Annotated in this window: 17 protein-coding genes; 5 read left to right on the top strand and 12 right to left on the bottom strand. The window is 71.3% G+C overall.

Annotation, left to right across the window (positions count from 1 at the left end):
• Positions 1-6: 6 nt before the first annotated feature.
• The 6 genes from HOO61_RS21945 to HOO61_RS21920 form a co-directional block, all read right to left on the bottom strand.
• Positions 7-1,275: a hypothetical protein gene (locus HOO61_RS21945; protein WP_172261864.1), complete on the bottom strand. Its 1,269-nt coding sequence runs from the start codon at positions 1,273-1,275 to the stop codon at positions 7-9.
• Entirely contained in the window at positions 1,272-1,820 is a 549-nt protein-coding gene (locus HOO61_RS21940) for a SigE family RNA polymerase sigma factor (RefSeq protein WP_172261862.1), read from the bottom strand. Before HOO61_RS21940 ends, HOO61_RS21945 begins: the two co-directional genes overlap by 4 nt.
• A gap of 79 nt (positions 1,821-1,899) precedes the next feature.
• Positions 1,900-2,340 carry a DUF6542 domain-containing protein gene (locus tag HOO61_RS21935; RefSeq protein WP_172261860.1) on the bottom strand — a complete coding sequence of 147 codons (441 nt, stop codon included), beginning with the start codon at positions 2,338-2,340 and terminating at the stop codon, positions 1,900-1,902.
• 22 nt (positions 2,341-2,362) lie between these two features.
• Positions 2,363-3,526 carry a DNA recombination protein RmuC gene (locus HOO61_RS21930; protein ID WP_172261858.1) on the bottom strand — a complete coding sequence of 388 codons (1,164 nt, stop codon included), beginning with the start codon at positions 3,524-3,526 and terminating at the stop codon, positions 2,363-2,365.
• 46 nt (positions 3,527-3,572) lie between these two features.
• Positions 3,573-4,496, bottom strand: a complete 924-nt coding sequence (locus tag HOO61_RS21925) for a phosphotransferase (RefSeq protein WP_172261856.1) — start codon at positions 4,494-4,496, stop codon at positions 3,573-3,575.
• Positions 4,493-5,485 (bottom strand): GlxA family transcriptional regulator, encoded by a 993-nt coding sequence (locus HOO61_RS21920; protein WP_216659173.1) that lies wholly within the window; start codon positions 5,483-5,485, stop codon positions 4,493-4,495. The genes HOO61_RS21925 and HOO61_RS21920 overlap by 4 nt, the downstream gene beginning before the upstream one ends.
• Before the next feature lie 78 nt (positions 5,486-5,563).
• On the opposite strand from HOO61_RS21920, the gene HOO61_RS21915 reads away from it, so the two are divergent.
• Positions 5,564-6,874: an MFS transporter gene (locus HOO61_RS21915; RefSeq protein WP_172262095.1), complete on the top strand. Its 1,311-nt coding sequence runs from the start codon at positions 5,564-5,566 to the stop codon at positions 6,872-6,874.
• A gap of 194 nt (positions 6,875-7,068) precedes the next feature.
• Here HOO61_RS21915 and HOO61_RS21910 read toward each other — a convergent pair whose 3' ends face one another.
• Together HOO61_RS21910 and HOO61_RS21905 are read right to left on the bottom strand one after the other, a co-directional pair.
• Positions 7,069-7,500, bottom strand: a complete 432-nt coding sequence (locus HOO61_RS21910) for a hypothetical protein (RefSeq protein ID WP_172261852.1) — start codon at positions 7,498-7,500, stop codon at positions 7,069-7,071.
• Positions 7,501-8,451: 951 nt separating this feature from the next.
• Positions 8,452-9,234 (bottom strand): exodeoxyribonuclease III, encoded by a 783-nt coding sequence (locus tag HOO61_RS21905; protein ID WP_172261850.1) that lies wholly within the window; start codon positions 9,232-9,234, stop codon positions 8,452-8,454.
• A gap of 248 nt (positions 9,235-9,482) precedes the next feature.
• On the opposite strand from HOO61_RS21905, the gene HOO61_RS21900 reads away from it, so the two are divergent.
• Positions 9,483-10,295, top strand: a complete 813-nt coding sequence (locus tag HOO61_RS21900; protein WP_172261848.1) for a M57 family metalloprotease — start codon at positions 9,483-9,485, stop codon at positions 10,293-10,295.
• A 110-nt stretch (positions 10,296-10,405) separates the two neighbouring features.
• Positions 10,406-12,217 (top strand): acyl-CoA dehydrogenase, encoded by a 1,812-nt coding sequence (locus tag HOO61_RS21895; RefSeq protein WP_216659172.1) that lies wholly within the window; start codon positions 10,406-10,408, stop codon positions 12,215-12,217.
• Here HOO61_RS21895 and HOO61_RS21890 read toward each other — a convergent pair.
• Both HOO61_RS21890 and HOO61_RS21885 read right to left on the bottom strand, forming a co-directional pair.
• Complete coding sequence (locus HOO61_RS21890) at positions 12,214-13,761, bottom strand: PH domain-containing protein (protein ID WP_172261846.1); 1,548 nt, start codon at positions 13,759-13,761, stop codon at positions 12,214-12,216. The two genes, HOO61_RS21895 and HOO61_RS21890, sit on opposite strands and share 4 nt — an antisense overlap.
• The gene (locus HOO61_RS21885) at positions 13,758-14,276 is read right to left on the bottom strand and encodes a PH domain-containing protein (protein ID WP_172261844.1); all 519 of its coding nucleotides are present in this window, start codon (positions 14,274-14,276) and stop codon (positions 13,758-13,760) included. Before HOO61_RS21885 ends, HOO61_RS21890 begins: the two co-directional genes overlap by 4 nt.
• A 287-nt stretch (positions 14,277-14,563) precedes the next feature.
• On the opposite strand from HOO61_RS21885, the gene ychF reads away from it, so the two are divergent.
• Positions 14,564-15,640, top strand: coding sequence for a redox-regulated ATPase YchF (ychF, locus tag HOO61_RS21880; RefSeq protein WP_172261842.1), 1,077 nt, complete (start codon positions 14,564-14,566; stop codon positions 15,638-15,640).
• Positions 15,641-15,870: 230 nt separating this feature from the next.
• Here the strand turns inward: ychF and HOO61_RS23830 are convergent, their stop codons facing one another.
• Positions 15,871-16,986, bottom strand: a complete 1,116-nt coding sequence (locus HOO61_RS23830; RefSeq protein ID WP_216659171.1) for a hypothetical protein — start codon at positions 16,984-16,986, stop codon at positions 15,871-15,873.
• A gap of 188 nt (positions 16,987-17,174) precedes the next feature.
• On the bottom strand, positions 17,175-17,534 hold the full coding sequence (locus tag HOO61_RS21870) for a hypothetical protein (protein ID WP_172261840.1): 360 nt from the start codon (positions 17,532-17,534) through the stop codon (positions 17,175-17,177).
• A 204-nt stretch (positions 17,535-17,738) separates the two neighbouring features.
• Here HOO61_RS21870 and HOO61_RS21865 point away from each other — a divergent pair, with 204 nt between their 5' ends.
• Positions 17,739-18,551, top strand: coding sequence for a CPBP family intramembrane glutamic endopeptidase (locus HOO61_RS21865; RefSeq protein ID WP_172261837.1), 813 nt, complete (start codon positions 17,739-17,741; stop codon positions 18,549-18,551).
• Positions 18,552-18,554: the final 3 nt, after the last annotated feature.

The following is an 18,554-nucleotide window of genomic DNA, read 5'->3' as shown; positions in this document are numbered from 1 at the left end:
TCCGGGTCAGTCGAGCCGGGCGACGTTCCACACGACGTCGTAGGCGTCCTGGCTGTCGGTCGGTCCGGGCGTGTTCCACAGGAGCAGGCCCGCCGCGAGCGCGACCTGGGGCTCGTGCGGCCCCCTGCCGATGCGCGTGATGGCGGGCCCGTCGAGATCGAGGAGGTAGGTCGAGGACTTCCCGGGGTGCTCGCCATCACCGTCGGTCGCGCTGGTGAGGACGACGCGCGAGTCGTCGGCGGCGACCGCGGAGGCGTCGGGCACCTCGAACGCCCGACCAGCCTCCGGGTCGTGGACCACCGTCGTCGCGCCGGCGATGTCCGACCCGCTGTCGCAGAAGTACGTCACGACCGGGTGGCTCCCGGCCCACAGCACGGTGGGCGCCCCGTCGGGGAACGAGCCGGGCTTCTCGCACCCGTCCGGCCGCCGGTCCGACAGCTCGGTCTCTCCCGCCGGGGTGGAGACGACAACGCGGCCGTCCGGGTCGGCGACGAGCCGGGCCGGGCCGGACCAGGCGACGCCGGCCCCTTCGAGCTCCGGCTCGGGGGTGACCGTGCCGCCTCCGGGGACCGGTGCGCTCCACCAGCGCATGGGTCCGGGGTCGTTCTCCAGCGTGTTGCCGACATGCAGCCGGTCGTCGGGGGAGAGGGCCATCCGGGGTGGTACGTGCACCTCGATGCCGTAGGGGATCCGCACGACGTCGCGCTGCCACGTCCGGGACACGCGGTCGAAGACCAGCACCGAGTGGCCGTTGCCCTGCCCGACGCCGAGCACCAGGCGGTCGACGTCGAGGGCCACCGGCTGCATGCCGTAGAGGTTGGCGGGCGGGTCGGGCAGCCAGTCCGTCGTCCCGGTGCGTGGGTCCAGCAAGCCCAGGAGGGAGCCGACGCTGGGGCCGGTCCGGCGGTTGCGCAGGACCAGCCCGTCCGCGGTCAGGCCCTCGAAGCGGTCGTGCCGGAAGAACTCGTCGCTGCCGTCGTCCTTCCACGCGGTGCGGGTGGAGGCGATGACGTCGAGCGGTGCCTCGGCCGCGCTGCCGAGGTCGAGACGGACGACCTCGGCGGGCGCGGGCGCGGGCTCCGGGTCAGTGGGGCGGGAGACCACGGCGACGGCCGCGAGCACCGCCGTCGTCGACAGCGCCGCCGCCGCGACCGTCAACCGGGTGCGCCGACGTGCCCGGCGACCGCCGGCGTGCGCGATCGCGGCCGCGTCGACGCCGAAGGTGGGCTCGTCCGCGACGGCGTCTCGCAGGGCAGTGCGCAGGTCGGCGCTCACGGCATGACCCCCTCGGCGTGGGTGCGGGCGCCCGGCTCGGGGTCGACCAGCTCGCCGCCGTGCCGGGCGTAGGCCACACGCAGGGCGCCGAGCCCTCGCGCGGTCTGGCTCTTCACCGTGCCGGTGCGGCAGCCGAGCACCTCGGCCACCGTCTCGACACTGAGGTCCTCGTAGTAGCGCAGCACCACGCAGGCCCGCTGACGCGGAGGCAGCTCGGCGAGCGCGGCCATCAGCAGCGCGCGGTCGGCCACCCGGTCGGTGGGGTCGGCGGCGGGGCGCTCGCCCAGCCGGGCGGTGGGAACCTCCTGGGAGGAGCGCCTGCGGCTCTGGTCGATGGCGACCCGCACCGCCGTACGGCGGGCATAGGCGCGGACGTCGCGGTCCGGGTCGAGCCGTGGCCACGCGAGGTAGACGCGGATGAGGGCCTCCTGGACGACGTCTGCGGCCCGGTCCCAGTCGCCGCACATGAGGTACGCCGTCCGGCGCAGGCCGGGGGCGCACGCAGCGGCGAACGCGGCGAACTCGGCGTCGTCCCGTCGTGCCATGCCACCTCCCGGCCTCCACTGTCAGTGTGGATACGTGCCAGGCCGGGGAACAGGTTGCAGCGAGGTGGACCGGACCGGGTCAGGGGGACGGCTGGCCGAGCTCGCGCTCGAGCTCGGAGGCGAGGTCGCCCCTGCGGTGCAGTCGCCAGCCGAGCCAGCCCAGGCACAGCGCGTAGCCGACGAACAGGGCGATGCCATGGGTGGCGACCCCCGAGACGACGGCCTGAAGGACGCTGTCGCGCGGATCGGCGACCGCGTCGCGCGCGACGAGGGCGACGAAGCCGAAGACCACCACCATCAGGACCGGCGGCAGCAGCGCGACCAGGTAGAAGTCCCGTCGTCGCACCAGCGCCGCCAGCCCCAGGCAGAGCGCCATGAAGCAGAGGTCGAAGAAGAGCGTGAGGCTGCCGACCAGCAGCACGTCGACGGCGACGGCCGTGAGGGTGAGGGCCACGCCGAGCACGACCACCTGCCGGCCCGGCTCCTGCCCGACCTGCCAGAACGTCCCGGCCTGCGTCACGAGGCTCAACCTAGGACCGAAGTCAGGCGCCCCGTGCGCGGCGCGCCGCGGGCGGCGCCGTGCCGGGAGGCTGGTCGAGCAGGTCGTCGAGCGTGGGGTCGCCCGTGGCTCCGGGGACGTCGTCGAGGACGCCCAGCTCGGGTGCGGCGGCGGAGCGGGGCACGGTCTCGACCTGCCGCGGACCCTCGAGCTGGTCGTTGGTGACGCCGAGGTCGGCGAACCGGCGTGCGGACACCAGCACGCGTCCTTCGAGCGACCCCATCGCCTGGTTGTAGGCGACGACGCTGGCGTTGAGGGAGCGGCCCACCTTGTCGAGGTGTCCGGCCATGGAGCCCAGCCGGGCGTGCAGCTCCTGCCCGAGCCGCTGGACCTCCTGCGCCTGGGCGTTGAGCACCTCGTGCTGCCAGCCCTGGGCGACCGTGCGGAGCAGCGCGATCAGCGTCGACGGGGTGGCAAGCACGACGTTGCGGGCGGCCGCCTGCTCGACGAGGTCGGGCACGGCCTGGAGCGCAGCCTGGAGGATCGCCTCGCCGGGGAGGAACAGCACGACGAACTCCGGCGTCCCGGCCAGCGCCTCCCAGTAGCGGCGCGACCCCAGGTCGGCGACGTGCTTGCGGACGTGCTCGCCGAGCCGGGCGAGCGCGCGCTCGTGCTCCGCAGGCTGGTCGGCCCCGGTGAGGTCGAGGAAGGCGGCGAGGGGAGCCTTCGCGTCGACCGCGATGGTGCGCCCGCCGGCGAGGGTGACGACGAGGTCGGGACGCAGCCGCCCGTCGTCGAGCCGCGTCTGCTCGGCGAAGTCGCAGTGGTCGACCAGGCCGGCCAGCTCGACGGTGCGGCGGAGGTGGAGCTCGCCCCACTGCCCGCGCACCTGCGGCTTGCGCAGGGCGGTCGCGAGCGTGTGGGTCTCGTGCCTCAGCACGTCGGTGGAGTGGCGTACGTCGGCCACCTGCTGGTGCAGCTGGGCCTGCCAGGCGGTGCGGTCGTGGGCCAGGTCGCTCAGCTGGTCCTGCAGCCGCTCGAGCCCGTCCTGGACGACGGCGTGGTCGGCGACGCGCTGCTGCAGCGCCGCGATCGCCGTGTCGTCGCCCGGACGGCTGCGCGCCCACAGCACGCCGATCACGGCACCGAGGGCCAGCCCGACGGCGAGGGCGGCCGCCAGGGTCAGCACGAGGGGGAAGGTGTCCATGGGCCCAGCATGGAGGCGACCACCGACACCACCGTGGAACCGGGCCTCAACCCGTGTCGGCGAGGACGGCGACGAGCTCGGGCAGCGAGGCGCGCAGGCGGAGCAGGCGGTCGAGGGCGAGGGTGGTCTCGGCGACGCCGAGCGGGGTGTCGACGCGTGTCGAGGCGTTGTGGACCAGCCAGCCCCCGGTCGCCGCCACCCAGCCGCCGAACACCCAGGCCTCGGCCGGCACCGAGCCGCCTGACGCGGCGTACGACGCCAGGACCCGGGCGAACCCCGCCGGGTCCGTGCTCCAGTCGAGACCGACGGCGACGGCCTCCCGGGCCACCGACCGCGGACCCGCGGCGTCCCAGTCGAGTGCGAGCAGGGTGTCGTCGACGACGAGGGTGTTCTTGGGGTCGAGGTCGCCGTGCGTTCCGGTCACGGCCACGTGCAGGCCGGGCGCTGCGGTGGCGGCCTCTAGCGCTGCGAGGTCCCCGGCGTGGCGGCGCAGGCGTGAGGCGAGGTCCGTCGGCAGGTCGGGGTGCTCGGCCAGACCTGCCCACCCGGCGGCGTCCCACGGCTCGTCGTCGAGTGGGGCCTCGACGTGGTCGGCCACGCCGTGGATCCGGGCGGCCAGGGCGCCGGCGTCCTCGAGCCGCTCGGCCGAGACCGCTGACCGCCCGTCGACCCAGCGGTGCACGCGCACCAGCTCACCGCCGACGTCGGCGAGACAGCGGTCGCCCACGGGCACGGGCTCCGGGCACGGCACACCGGCGTCGAACGCCGCGCGCTCCACGGCGTACGCCGCCTCGACGTTGGCCCTGAAGTCCGGAGCGTCGACGCTCGTGCGCATCACCTTGACGGCGTACGCACCGGTGTGGGTCTCCACCCGCCACAGGTCGTTGGAGAGACCGCCGGGCACCGGCGCGGCGGAGCGGACGGCTCCGAGCCCGAACGTCGCGGCGACCTCCTCGGCCGAGACCGTCACCGGGTCGCCGTCTCCGGAGGAGCACCCCGGAACGTCCGCCGGTAGGCCGAGGGCGAGACGCCGAGGGACGCGCGGAGGTGCTGGCGCAGCGAGGCGGCGGTGCCGATCCCGGCCCGGGTCGCCACGTCGTCGACGGTGAGGTCGGTCGCCTCGAGGAGGTGCTGCGCGTGCCGGACCCGCTGCTGGGTGACCCAGGCGCCGGGGGACTGGCCGGTCTCCTCGCGGAAGCGGCGGGTGAAGGTACGCACGCTCATCCGGGCCCGACCGGCGAGGGTCGCGACGTCGAGGGGCTGGTCGAGGTGCGCCTGCGCCCAGGCGCGTACGTCGCTGGTGGTCTCGTCGGCGCGGCCCGGGACGTGACGATCGATGAACTGCGCCTGCCCGCCGTCGCGCCACGGGGGGACCACCATGTGTCGGGCGACGGCGTTGGCGACCGCCGTGCCGTGGTCGCTGCGCACGAGGTGGAGGGAGAGGTCGATGCCGGCGCTCAGCCCCGCCGAGGTCAGGACGCGGCCGTCGTCGGTGAACAGTACGTCCTCGTCGACGGCGACCTCGGGGTAGAGGCGGCGGAAGTCGTCGGCGTACTTCCAGTGCGTCGTGGCGCGGTGCCCGTCGAGGATCCCGGCCGCGGCGAGCACGAACGCGCCGGTGCAGATCGAGACCCAGCGGGCGTCGGCGGGGACGGAGGCGAGCGCGGCACGGAGGTCGTCGGCGATCACGCCGTCGCGCCGCGGGCCGGCCACCTGGGTGCCCGGGACGATGACGGTCTGCGCCCGGGCCAGCGCCTCCGGACCGGCCGAGGGAGCGATGGCGTAGCCGCGGGTCGTCTGCACGGGCCGGCCGTCGACGGTCACCACCGCGACGTCGTACAGCGGGTGGCCGTCCGCGTCGACCGCCTCGCCCAGCACCTGGGGCGGGATCGTCAGGTCGTAGCCGATCACCGGGGCGATCGCGAGCACGACGACGCGATGGGGGGCGGGAACGACCATGGCCGAATTCTTGCACATGTTGGCATTCCGGCCACTCGTCGTTCGGCAGGGGTTGCCGCCAGACTGCTCCTCGTGACGATGACGACGCCCTCCGAGCCGATCCTCGGACGAGGACAGCGGCTGCACTGGGCGTGGGTGGTGGCTGCCGTCGCGTTCGTGACGCTCGTCGGCGCGGCCGCCTTCCGGTCCGTTCCGGGCGTGCTCATCGACCCGCTGCACGACGAGTTCGGCTGGTCGCACGGGCTGATCGGGTCGGCCGTCTCGCTCAACCTCATGCTCTTCGGCCTGATCTCGCCTTTCGCGGCGGCGCTGATGGACCGCTTCGGGGTCCGGCCGGTCGTCACTTTCGCACTGCTGATGGTCGCGGTCGGCAGCGGCCTCACCGTCTTCATGACGGAACCGTGGCAGCTGGTCCTGTGCTGGGGCCTGCTCGTCGGCATCGGCACCGGGTCGATGTCGATGGCCTTCGTTGCCACAATCACGACCCGCTGGTTCGTGGCCCGGCGCGGGCTGGTCAGCGGCATCCTCACCGCCGGCAACGCCACCGGCCAGCTCATCTTCCTGCCCGTGGTGGCCTGGCTCGCGACCCACCACGGGTGGCGTACGGCAGCGCTGCTGGCCGCCGCGGCAGCGCTGGCCGTCGTACCCCTGGTCCTGCTGCTCCTGCGCAACCACCCGGCCGACCTCGGGCTGCGGGCCTTCGGCGCCACCGAGGCCGACCCGGGCCCGCCGCCCCACCAGCACGTCGGCTCGAGCGCGGGCCGCGCCGTCGCCGTGCTGCGCGACGCCGCTCGCAGCCGCACGTTCTGGCTGCTCTCCGGTGGCTTCGCGATCTGCGGGATGACGACCAACGGCCTGATCGCCACCCACTTCGTCCCGGCGGCGCACGACCACGGCATGCCGGCCACGACCGCCGCCTCCCTGCTCGCGGTGGTCGGCATCTTCGACGTCGTCGGCACGATCGCCTCGGGCTGGCTCACCGACAAGGTCGACCCACGGTTGCTGCTGGTCGGCTACTACGCCCTGCGCGGGGTCGGGCTGATGGCGCTGCCGGCGCTGATGTCGCCCCACGTCGAGCCCAGCATGTGGGTCTTCATCATCGTGTACGGCCTCGACTGGGTGGCGACCGTGCCGCCGACGGTCGCGCTGTGCCGCGAGTGGTTCGGGGCGGCGGCCGGCCCGATCGTCTTCGGCTGGGTCTTCGCGAGCCACCAGGTGGGGGCGGCCGTCGCGGCGACCGGCGCCGGCGTGGTCCGCGACGTCACTGGCGGCTACGACCCCGCGTTCTACGCCGCGGCGGGGCTCTGCGCGATCGCCGCGCTGATGTCGTACGCCATCCGGCGCACGCCGCAGCCCGTCGTCAGCCAGCCGGCGGCCGGCGTGATGTGACGCCTCAGTCCAGGTCGACGATGACGGGTGCGTGGTCCGACGGCGAGCGAGTTTCGTGCATAGATTCCAACGGCAGTCGCCAGCTCGTGACGTACAGACCCCGAGGAAAGAAGTCCTGACTCTCACGCACAAGACCCCGGACGGCCAAGGTCCGGGGTCTTGCTGTGACGAAGATTCTCCGAAGGGTGTTGGGATTAGAAGGCGTCAGCGACTTTGATGGTCTTGTAGCCAGTCGGGAAGTCAGAGTCGAAAGAAACACAGTCCAGCTTCGAAGACTCGCCAGCCTGCAACTCATTCGACGAGCACTCGACCTCTGCAAGGTTCTCCGAGCCCTTGTAGAACGTGAAGGTAAGAAGCGCGGTGCGCCCCTCGTCAGCATCGTTGGTTACACGAGCGTTCTTGATGGTGACTCCACCGGTCGCATCCTTCGCAACGGTCCATCCGGCGTCGACCGCGTAGTCGTCGTGAGTGAACGCCTTGCCCTCAGCGACTTCCTTGGGCTTGTCGTTGGCCTCTTCGGCCTTGATGGCCTCGTCGGCTGCGTCGAGGCCCGCACCGAGGATGGCGAAACAGCCGCCAATAAGGAGGACGAACAGCAGAACCACCACAAGCAGCACATTGCGCACCGTGTGCTTCTTCTTGGGCGGTTCCTGCGGCGGGTAGTACCCCTGCTGGGGCGGAGGTGCTTGGCTACTCATTTGAATGACCCCCCTCGAAACGTGGCGTGTCGATCAGGCGCACCCTAACCCGGCCCCGACGCGCTGTTCTTTACTTTGCGACAAATCGTCAACGTCCCTGTGGGGAACCTGCCCAATCGCTACCGACGGCTGACCATGCCGGATGCGAACCACTGCACCAGCGGCACGGCAAGAGTGGCCGCAGCCTCTGCCTCGTCCTGCGTGACAGCTCCCGCTGATTCGTGACAGCTCCCGGTGATTCAGGCGAACCCCCGTGGTGGTCATGGCCCCTGACCAGCGCACGGACCATCCCGACCACAACGTCGGCGGTGCGGGCACGGTCGTCCTCGAGAGTGAAGGGGAGGGACCAGTCTCCGTCTCGCTCCATCTGGCCCACGACGTGACTTAGGGTCGGGTCCTTCTCTTTGAGACGACGAGCGGGATGACGGCGTGTCCGACCGCTCGGACTGCCAGTGCGTGGGCCCCGATGGGGTCAAGGTTATTGGCGCGCGGCGTCGGCCGGCTTACCGCGGGACAGAAGGAAGTCGGCTGCTCGAAGTTCGTGGCCGTCGCGCGTGAGGACTCCTCGCATTGTCCGGATGCCTTGATCCGGTGAAATCGAGAGTTCCCCGAAACGCAGCCGACAGGCGCGCTCCACGTCGCGGACAAGGGAGCCGCTGGCACGGTGGACCGCGTACTGCCCCGACGTCACGATCAACTGCTGGTGCATCCCATCCCCAGAACGGTTCGACCATCCATCCGGGCACTCCGTCATGCAGGGCGTCGTCGGTCTTCGTCGCCGTCGAAACCAAGCGGCCGCCACACCTCTTCACTCACGGCGCGATCCTTTCACCGGCAACCGACGCGCGGCAGGGCTCTTCCAAAGGGTTGGGGTGCTGGTCAGTCCGTCAGGTCGACGATGACGGGTGCGTGGTCCGACGGCGAGCCCGTGCCCTGGGCGGGATCGCGCTCGTCGCGGTCGACGAACGCGCCGCTGACCCGCGAGGCGAGCGCGGGGGAGGCGAGGACGAAGTCGATCTTCAGTCCGCGGTCGCGCTCGAAGCGCTGGCGGTAGTAGTCCCAGTAGGTGTAGCCGGGGTCGTGGGCGCGGGTCACCTCGGCGTAGCCGTCGTCCAGGAACCCCTGGAAGGCGGCCCGCTCGGGCGGCGTCACGTGGGTCGACTTCGCGAACTGCTTGACGTCGAAGACGTCGTCGTCGGTGGGGCAGATGTTCCAGTCGCCCACGAGCGCGGTCTCGCCGTCGAGCCAGCCGGCCGCGGTCGCGCGCAGGCGGGCCAGCCAGTCGAGCTTGTAGACGTAGTGCGGGTCGTCGGGCTTGCGGCCGTTGGGGACGTAGAGCGACCAGATGCGTACGCCGCCGCACGTGGCGCCGATCGCGCGCGACTCGGCGGCCACCGGGTCGCCCCATCCCGGCATGTCCGCGAAGCCCACCTCGACGTCCTCGAGGCCGACGCGCGAGAGCAGGGCGACGCCGTTCCACTGGTTGAGCCCGGCCACCGCGATGTCGTAGCCGAGCGCCTGCAGGCCCATCAGCGGCAGCTGGTCCTCGCGTGCCTTGGTCTCCTGCAGGGCGAGCACGTCGATGTCGTGGCGCTGCACGAATGCCTCGACGCGGTCGATGCGGGAGCGGAGGGAGTTGACGTTCCAGGTGGCGATGCGCACCCGTCCACCCTAAGGAAGGCAGTTCGCGCCGCACGCCGTGGGGCGAAGAAGTCTTTGCGCAGGAAACCCTTTACAGATCGGGCCGATGTGGGGGAGGTTCGTCGGCACGCACCTGTCTCGGGAACTAGTGCAAGCTCCTGCTCCACCCTGTCGGACGCTGACCTGCTCACTTCTGGGTCACGTCCGGCGCTGCTCAAGACCTCCGAGATGGCGTGTGCCCAATCCCCCATCACGAGAGAAGAACCAGCATGCAGCGCAGTCGACTCGGGGCGATCGCCCTCAGCTCCGCCGCACTCCTCGGCGCGGCCCTCGCCTCACCGGCGATGGCCATGACGGACTCGGAGATCCCGACGTTCCAGGAGTTCCAGTCGTCGTCCTACCGCGACGCCGACCAGCAGTACATCGTCAACGGTGACGAGCCCCTCGCCGACACCGGCGAGCTCAAGGAGTACTACGACCGGATGGTCCACGGCTCCGAGGAGGCCATGGAGGAAGGCCTCGTCGTCAACACCGTCGGAGGCGTCGACGACAGGTGGTCGACCTCGCAGGTCGGCAACCTGACCTACTGCGTGAGCACCAAGTTCGGCTCGCGCTACACCGACGTCGTCAACGCGATGGCCGCCGGCGCCCAGCTGTGGGAGGACGCCTCGTCGGCGATCGACTACGTCCACGTCCCGTCGCAGGACGCGAGCTGCACCACCCGCAACAGGAGCGTGCTCTTCTCCGTCGAGCCGGTGCAGACCACGCAGTACATCGCCCGTGCGTTCTTCCCGAGCACGCCCAAGCGCTCGCGCAACGTTCTCGTCGACGACTCGATCTGGACGTCCGGTTCGTGGACCCCGGCCAACATCATGGGCCACGAGCTCGGCCACACGCTGGGCTTCCGCCACGAGCACACGCGGCCCGAGGCCGGCACCTGCTTCGAGGACAACAACTGGCGCCCGCTGACGGCGTACGACTCGTCCTCGATCATGCACTACCCCCAGTGCAACGGCACCTCGAGCAACCTGAGCATGACGGCGACCGACCGCCAGGGCGCAGCCAACCTCTACGGCGCCTGATCGCCTAGGCTGGCCACAGCCCCGAGCGCCCCTTCCGTCCCGAGCGGAGGGGGCGTTCGGCCTGTCCGGACCCCTGCTCCGGACTGGCTACCTCCGGGTAACCTCGACGCGTGCCCCCCACCTCCCCGTCCTCGACGATCCTCTCCGCGCGCGACCTGGAGTTCATGCTCTTCGAGTGGCTCGACGTGGAGCAGCTGGCCGAGCGGCCGCGGTTCGCCGAGCACGATCGCGAGACGTACGACGCCCTCCTGGCGCTGTGCGAGGAGCTGGCGACCGAGCACTTCGCGCCGCACTACCGCCGCAGCGACACCGAGGAGCCCGTCTTCGAGGACGGGAAGGTGCGCCTCATCCCGGAGATCGCCACCGCGCTGGAGGCCTTCGCCAAGGCCGACCTGCTCACGCTGACCCTCGACGAGGAGGTCGGCGGGCAGCAGGTCCCGCACGTCGTGGCCTCCGCGTGCATGGCGTGGTTCACCGCGGCCAACATGGGCACCGCGGCGTACTCCTTCCTCACCATGGCCAACGCCGGGCTGCTCCTGGCCCACGGCACCCCAGAGCAGGTCGAGCGCTTCGCGACGCCGATGCTCGAGGGCCGCTTCTTCGGCACGATGACGTTGTCGGAGCCGCACGCCGGGTCGAGCCTTGGCGACGTGGTCACTCGCGCGGTCCCCGCCGACGACGGCACCTATCGGATCTTCGGCAACAAGATGTGGATCTCGGGCGGCGACCACGAGATGGGCGACAACATCGTCCACCTGGTGCTGGCCAAGCTGCCTGACGCGGCGCCCGGCACGCGCGGCATCTCGCTGTTCATCGTGCCCAAGCACCTCGTCGCCGAGGACGGCTCGATCGGGGAGCGCAACGACGTCGCGCTCGCCGGCATCAACCACAAGCTCGGCAGCCGCGGCACGGTCAACACCGCTCCGGTCTTCGGCGGCGGGGCGTTCACCCCCGGCGGCGCTCCCGGCGCGGTCGGCTACCTCGTCGGCGAGCCCGGCAAGGGCCTGTCCTACATGTTCCACATGATGAACGCCGCCCGGCTCGGCGTCGGGATGGGTGCGACGACCACGGCCTACACCGCCTACCTCAAGTCGCTGGAGTACGCCCGCTCCCGCCCGCAGGGCCGCCGGCTGACGGCAGCCGACCCGGGCGCCCCGCAGGTGCCGATCATCGAGCACGCCGACGTGCGCCGGATGCTGCTGGCGCAGAAGTCCTACGTCGAGGGGGCGCTGGCCCTGAACCTCTACTGCTCGCGCCTGCTCGACGTCCAGGCCACCGCACGCGACGAGGAGGAGCGCACCGAGGCGGGCCGCCTGCTCGACCTGTTGACGCCGATCGCGAAGTCCTGGCCCTCGCAGTGGGGCCAGGAGAGCAACAGCCTCGCCATCCAGGTGCTCGGCGGCTCGGGCTACACCCGCGACTACGACGTCGAGGCCCACTGGCGCGACCAGCGGCTCAACCCCATCCACGAGGGCACCCACGGCATCCAGGCGCTCGACCTCCTCGGCCGCAAGGTCCTCGGCGGCGGCGGGGCCTCGCTGATGGCCCTCGCCTCCCGCATCGTGGAGACCGTGGGCCGGGCGCGCGAGCTCGATGGCGAGCCCGCCGCCCACGCCGACGCACTGCAGGCGGCCGTCGACCGGCTCGGCGAGGTCACCATGACCCTCGCCGGCCTCGGGGACCCCGAGCGCACGATGGCCAACGCGACCGTCTACCTCGAGGCCGCCGGCCACGTGGTGGTCGCGTGGATGTGGCTCGAGCAGCTCGTCGCGGTGGGGGAGAAGGCCGGCGACTTCTACGACGGCAAGCGGGCAGCGGCGCGCTACTTCTTTCGCTGGGAGCTGCCCAAGGTCGGCCCGATGCTCGACCTGCTCGCCTCGGGCGACACCACGACGCTGGAGATGCGTGATGCCTGGTTCTAGGCCTGTTTGACGAAGTCGGTCAGCAACCCGGGCGTGGCCCGGTCGGCCAGCGCCACGGCCACGTCGAGACGTACGTCGCGCACCAGCACCCGCTCGGCGCCCGCGGCCGTCGTGGCCGTCAGGTCGGCGAGCCCGATGCGGCGCTGCCACCACGACTGCGAGACGACCCAGCCGATGATGCCCTCGGTCTCGAGCACCGTGCGGGTCCGGGCGAAGGTGCCACCGCCGGCGACGAGGTGGTCCGCGGCCAGGGCGTGCCCGAGGTGGCGGTACGACGCCTCGCCCGCCGCTGCCGCGAGGACGAGGAGGGCGCCGCCCACCATGGACAGCCACCACCAGGTGAGGCCGAACCACCACCAGCCGACGGCCAGCAGCACGATGACGTCCAGGGCGTTGCGGAGCTGGCGGAACCACGCGCGCCGGCGCGCCGTGGGCCCGTGCTCCACGAGCCGCTCGGTCAGCGGCCCGGGGCGGTCGAGCACCGCCTCGCCGACCGCGACGGCGACGCCGCGCGGGCACGGCGGCAGGACCTGGGTGACGCCGTCCTCCACGCCGGTGGCCAGCGTCGACAGCTCGGCCCCGCCGACCACCCGCATCAGCACCGGTTCGGTGATCTCGACGCCGCGGACCTTGGCCTCCTCGACCGTGATCGAGCGGGTGGTTACGAGGCCGGAGGTGAGGTGCAGTGAGCCGTGCTCGCGCACGAGGCGGAAGTCCCACCACTGCAGGACGTAGCCGGCGACCGACACGACCAGCCAGAGGGCGAGCGCGCCGACGGCGAGCACGAGGACGATGGCGACGACGGCGAACTGCGTCAGCCACGTCCAGGCCGAGGTGGCCGTCTCCTCGTTCCAGATCGGCAGCTCGTCGGCGACCTGCGACAGCAGGCCGAGGCCGCCGACCAGCAGAACCAGCCGGCCGAGGCTGAAGGGCGCGAAGCGCAGCCACGACCAGTCGATGCCCGCCAGGAGCACCGCGGGTGTGGCCGGCGGAGGGGGCGGGGCGACGGGTGCGAGGGGCTGCTCGGACCAGGGGGCGTCGGGCCGGTCGGTGGCCCGGCCGTCGTCGACCAGCGCGGTCGCGGCCTGCTCGGCGACCGCGCGGCGGGTCAGCAGCGTCGTACGCAGTGCCTGGGCGTCGGGTGCGGCGAGGGCGTCGAGGGTGATGCGGTCGTCGTCGACGCCCGTGCCGATCTGCACCTTCTGCAGGCCGAGGATGCGGTGCATCAGGGACGCCTCGAGGTCGACGCTGCGCACGCGCTCGAGCGGTGCGGTCGACGTGGTCTTGTTGAGGACGCCGCTGCGCACCTGGATCTGGGTGCCGGTGAGGCGGTAGTGGGTCGTCAGCCAGGGCAGCGCGCCGAGGACGAGCGGGCCGATGATGACGAGCGGCAGGACGATCGGCCAGAACTGCGTGTCGCTGCGGCTGATCCCGACCAGCGCGATGACCACTGGCACGACCATCTGCCCGACGGCCTTCACGGGGTCGAGCAGCAGCTTGCGCGGGCTGAGCCGGACGTAGCCCTCGCCGGGCTCGGGGATCACGTGGCGTCGTCCTCGGTGGCCGCGGTGATGGCGGTGAGTTGTCCGACCACCCGGCGGGCGGTGTCGGCGTCGAGGCAGTCGACGGTGATCGGTCCGGCCGCCGACGCGGTCGTGACGGTGATCGACGCCAGCCCGAACAGCCGCATGAGCGCCCCCTGCCGTGAGTCGACGGTCTGCACCCGGCTGATGGGGGCGATGCGCGTCTCCCGGCCGATCCAGCCCTCGCGGGTGTGGACGGCCGTGTCGGTGACCTCCCAGCGGTGCACCCGGTAGCGGATCCTGGGCATGAGCACGACGTGCGCCACCGCCACCACCGCGAGCAGGAGCACCAAGAGGCCGGCCCAGCCCGGGGTGCCCGGGACCAGCAGCCACACGAGCGCGGCGCCGATGACCAGCACGGCGTCGCCCAGCAGGGCCGACACGGTCCAGAACGGGATCGCCTGCGGCGAGACCCGGTTGGCCGGCGCCCGCAGCACCGCCCCCCGCGCGGTCAGGTCAGGCCCCACGTCAGTCATGTCCGGAAGTCTTGCAGGCTGCAGGTTCCTGCAGTGCACACACCTGACCCTGTCCGAACCTTCCCCGCCCGCACCGGGCCGGGGTTGGGTGGGGCCACGGGTCCTCCAGCGACCTGTCGAAGACCGGGGCGGATCGCGCGGGGGTGCGGTCGGTCCACGGCTCCTGACGGACGCCGCGGCGCGCAGGAGGGAGGGCCCGGCCGGACGGCCGGGCCCTCTGCCGTCGCCTCTTCTCCCGCCCGCCGGGAATCGCGGACGCACCGCGCGCAGCCGTAGACTCCCCGCCCGTGGCTCTCACCATCGGCATCGTCGGTCTCCCCAACGCGGGCAAGTCGACGCTCTTCAACGCACTGACCAAGAACGACGTCCTCGCGGCGAACTACCCGTTCGCCACCATCGAGCCCAACGTCGGCGTCGTGGGCGTTCCCGACGAGCGGCTGCCGCGGCTGGCCGAGGTGTTCGAGTCGGCCAAGCAGCTGCCGGCCACGGTGGAGTTCGTCGACATCGCCGGCATCGTTCGCGGTGCCTCGCAGGGCGAGGGCCTGGGCAACAAGTTCCTCGCCCACATCCGCGAGTCCGCCGCGATCTGCCAGGTCACCCGCGTCTTCCGCGACGAGGACGTCACCCACGTCGACGGTGAGGTCAACCCCGCCAACGACATCTCCACCATCCAGACCGAGCTGATCTTCGCCGACCTCGAGACCGTCGAGAAGGCCATCGCCCGGCTGGAGAAGGAGTCGCGCAAGGTCAAGGACCTCGTCGCGAACCTCGAGGCCGCCAAGGCAGCCAAGGAAGCGCTGGAGTCCGGCACCCCGATCATCGCCACCGACATCGACCGCTCCCTGCTGCGCGAGCTGTCGCTGCTCACGGCCAAGCCCTTCATCTACGTCTTCAACTGCGACGCCGACGAGCTCGCCGACGAGGCACTCAAGGACAGGATGCGCGAGATCATCGCGCCGGCCGAGGCGATCTTCCTCGACGCCAAGTTCGAGGCCGACCTCGCCGAGATGGACGACGACGAGATGGCGCACGAGATGCTCGCCGAGATGGGCATCACCGAGTCGGGCCTCGACCAGCTCGCCCGCGTCGGCTTCGACACCCTCGGCCTGCAGACCTACCTGACCGCAGGCCCCAAGGAGACCCGCGCCTGGACGATCCGGAAGGGCGCCACCGCCCCCGAGGCCGCCGGCGTCATCCACACCGACTTCCAGAAGGGCTTCATCAAGGCCGAGATCGTCTCCTTCGACGACCTCATGGACGCTGGCTCCATGCTCAAGGCCAAGGAGGCCGGCAAGGTGCGCATGGAGGGCAAGGACTACGTCATGGCCGACGGCGACGTGGTGGAGTTCCGCTTCAACGTCTGAATCGAGCGTTTGCGCAGGCCAGGGCGGGTGTGGTCGCTCACGGTCCGCACAGAGTCCGCAAGAAGGGTGGTACCCGCGAGCGCTGCCTCGATTCCCCCGCTGCGTATGACGGGGGCCCACGCCGTCACGTCTCGACCACCGCGGTGTCGCGTGCGTAGGGCTCTCGACATGAGGTTGGACGAATCGAGCGGTCGCACCCGGCGAGTGCTGCGTACTCCTCGCCCTGGTGGCTAGGACGTCGACCGTTCCTGGGCGCGCTGATGGGAAGTGCGTGCGAGTCGCCACATCCGGGCCACCACCGGCGCCAGGACGATCCCGCACACCGCTAACGGCCACAGGTGACCGGCTCCCAGGTCGTATGCGTCGAGAAGCGTCCGCCAGCTGTCACCATTGAGGTATCGGCCACCTACGAATTCGAACGCAACCGTGAGCGTTCCCCACAGAGCTCCGACCTTGAGCGCTTCTTCGTGTGACGTCAAGGGATGCCTCCGCTCCACCATGACTGCCCAGGGCATGACCACCGCGAGCAGCGTGGCGTTCGACAGCTGCTCTGCCGGCAGCACACCGAGGGCAGGCTCGTATGCTCGATGCAAGCCGCCGTTGACGAACGCCCACGCCAGGACTCCCAGCCAAGCGCGCGCCCACGGCCCCCAGACGGACGCGGTTACTACGTCGGTGTGTTCGGACACGCCGGAGGCCAGCGACTCAGCGCGTTCCTTGATGCCACGCAGCATCCGTCGCATCATCGCGAAGTCCCCCAGCTCCATCAGCAGCACGCCGAGAGCCGCGTCGAACGGGTGGTGCCAGTCGTAGCGAGCTCTCACCCGAGTCACCAAGCGCGTGCGACCGCCAGACAGCTCCGTCAGTCGCCACGACCACGTGCTGTCCGGTTTTGCCCAGAGCAGCGACTCGTGTTCGTCGAAGGATGCGACCTTGAAGGCCGTGCGGTCGCTCGGACCTCCGGGCGACATCGGCACCGACTGCCCGATCCGAAGATGCTGGAGCTCGGGGATGACGGACGTGGCGCTGGGGTGGGCGAGGTTGTCGAGGAGGTCGTCGCTGTAGAAGCCCGCTCGCAGGCATCCGACCTGGACCAGCCAGGGCCAGACCGCTTCAGGCGGCGCGTCGATGGTGATGGCCCTGGTCGTGCGGTACTGCGCCTCCGAGACCCATCCGTCGCCGGGCATCGCATCCGTCACCTCTGCGGGAGTGGCCCCCCACCGCAAGTGACGCGAGCGGAACAAGGGCGCACCGACGAATCGCGGCACGTCGGCCACGACAGCGCCCAGCTCGCGGCCCACCTGCCGCAGTGTCGGCCTCGGCGTCGACGCCGCATCGGTCTTCACGACAGCCCCTCTTCCTCGCCCTTCTCTGATCACCATCGGCCCGAGGACGCTTGGAACACAGAGGCGAAGGTCCTCCGGAGTGGATCACCCGCGAGCACGAGTCGCGTCGCAGCTCGGCCGCGTAGCCGGGGCTCAGCTCAGACCCGATGTCCACGCACGCCTTGGCCGACCGTGCCGGGGAGGCTTCGCTAACGGATCGCCTCGTACGTCCGCGACCACCAGTGTCGGCCGGGCTCATCGCACCGGCTCCAGCCGTCGTCGCGCAACGTGGCGTCGAGCTCCTCGAGGCGCTGGTGGGCGATGTCGGAGAAGGCGTTGGGCTGGCGCTCGTTGTCCAGGTCCTGCCATCGCATGAGGGGGAAGGTCGCTCCCTCTCGGACGTGGAGGTTGGGGGTGTCCGCGTAGCCGGCGAGACGAGCGACGAAGCGGTACTGGGCGCTGCCATTCGTGCCGGTCATCGTGTTGAGCAGCGCTTTCCAGCAGCTGTGCTGGCCGAGCTCCTCGAGGTGGACCTCGACCCGGCTCCGGTTGCCCACTGTCTCGTTCACGGTCGCTCCTCTCGAGGACTACGTGATGCGGCGACGGGCGCTCCGATGTCACCGTCGACGCTACGACCAGCTCGCGGGCGGCGGCAGAGGCGAAGGTCCGCCGGGCCACGGGCAGCGCCGGCCGAACGCCTCCCCTTGTCGGGGACCTTCCGCCCTGCCCATCGGGTGCGGACCGCGGTGGACTGGTCGTGAAGGTGATTCGAGATGACGCACCCGCCGACCACCAACCCCTCCGAGCGCGCCCGGACGGATGTCCCTGCCGCGCGCACCGGACGATGGCTTCGCGCCCATCCGGTGCTTGGCTACGTACTCCTCGCCTATGTGCTGTCGTGGCCGGCGTGGGTCCTGGCCTACGTGACGGGCTCGTTCGCGCTGGTCGTGCTCGGCGGGTTCGGTCCGGCCGGCGCCGCGGCTGTGATGCTTCGCCTCGCCGGGCAACCCCTGGGTCCGTGGCTGCGCGGGCTCCTGACGTGGCGGGTGCGACCGCGGTTCTACGCGTATGCACTCGCGCTGCCGGCCGCTGTGTACGGTCTGGTGAACCTCACCCTGCAGGTGCTCGGGACGGACGTGGACTGGTCACTCCTTCCGGGCCGCGTCCCCGGCTACCTGCTCACTCTGGTGCTCACGGCGACGCTGTTCGGCGGTCTGGAGGAGCCCGGGTGGCGCGGTTACGCGCTGCCTCGTCTGCAGGCACGGCACACGCCGTTGGCGGCGACGGCGCTCGTCGGTCTGGCCTGGGGCGTGTGGCACGTCCCCCTGTACGGACCGGCCGGGTTCGTGGTCCCGCTGGTGCTGGCGTTCTTCTACACCTGGTTGTTCAACCGCACGGGCAGCGTCCTGCTGTGCGTCCTGCTGCACGCCAGCTTCACCGCCGCGCAGGACCACTTGCTCTTCACCGCCGACTCGCTGACCGTCGATGCCGTCATCCTCGGCATCTATCTCGCATGCGCTGCCGCCGTGGTCGCGCTGACCAAGGCGCGCCTCGGCGCGCCGCCCGATCCCACTGGGGGGAGATGACCC

Origin of the sequence: Nocardioides sp. zg-1230 (assembly GCF_013155335.1) — a bacterium.
GTDB lineage: Bacteria > Actinomycetota > Actinomycetes > Propionibacteriales > Nocardioidaceae > Nocardioides.
This window is presented reverse-complemented; position numbering and strand designations above follow the sequence as displayed.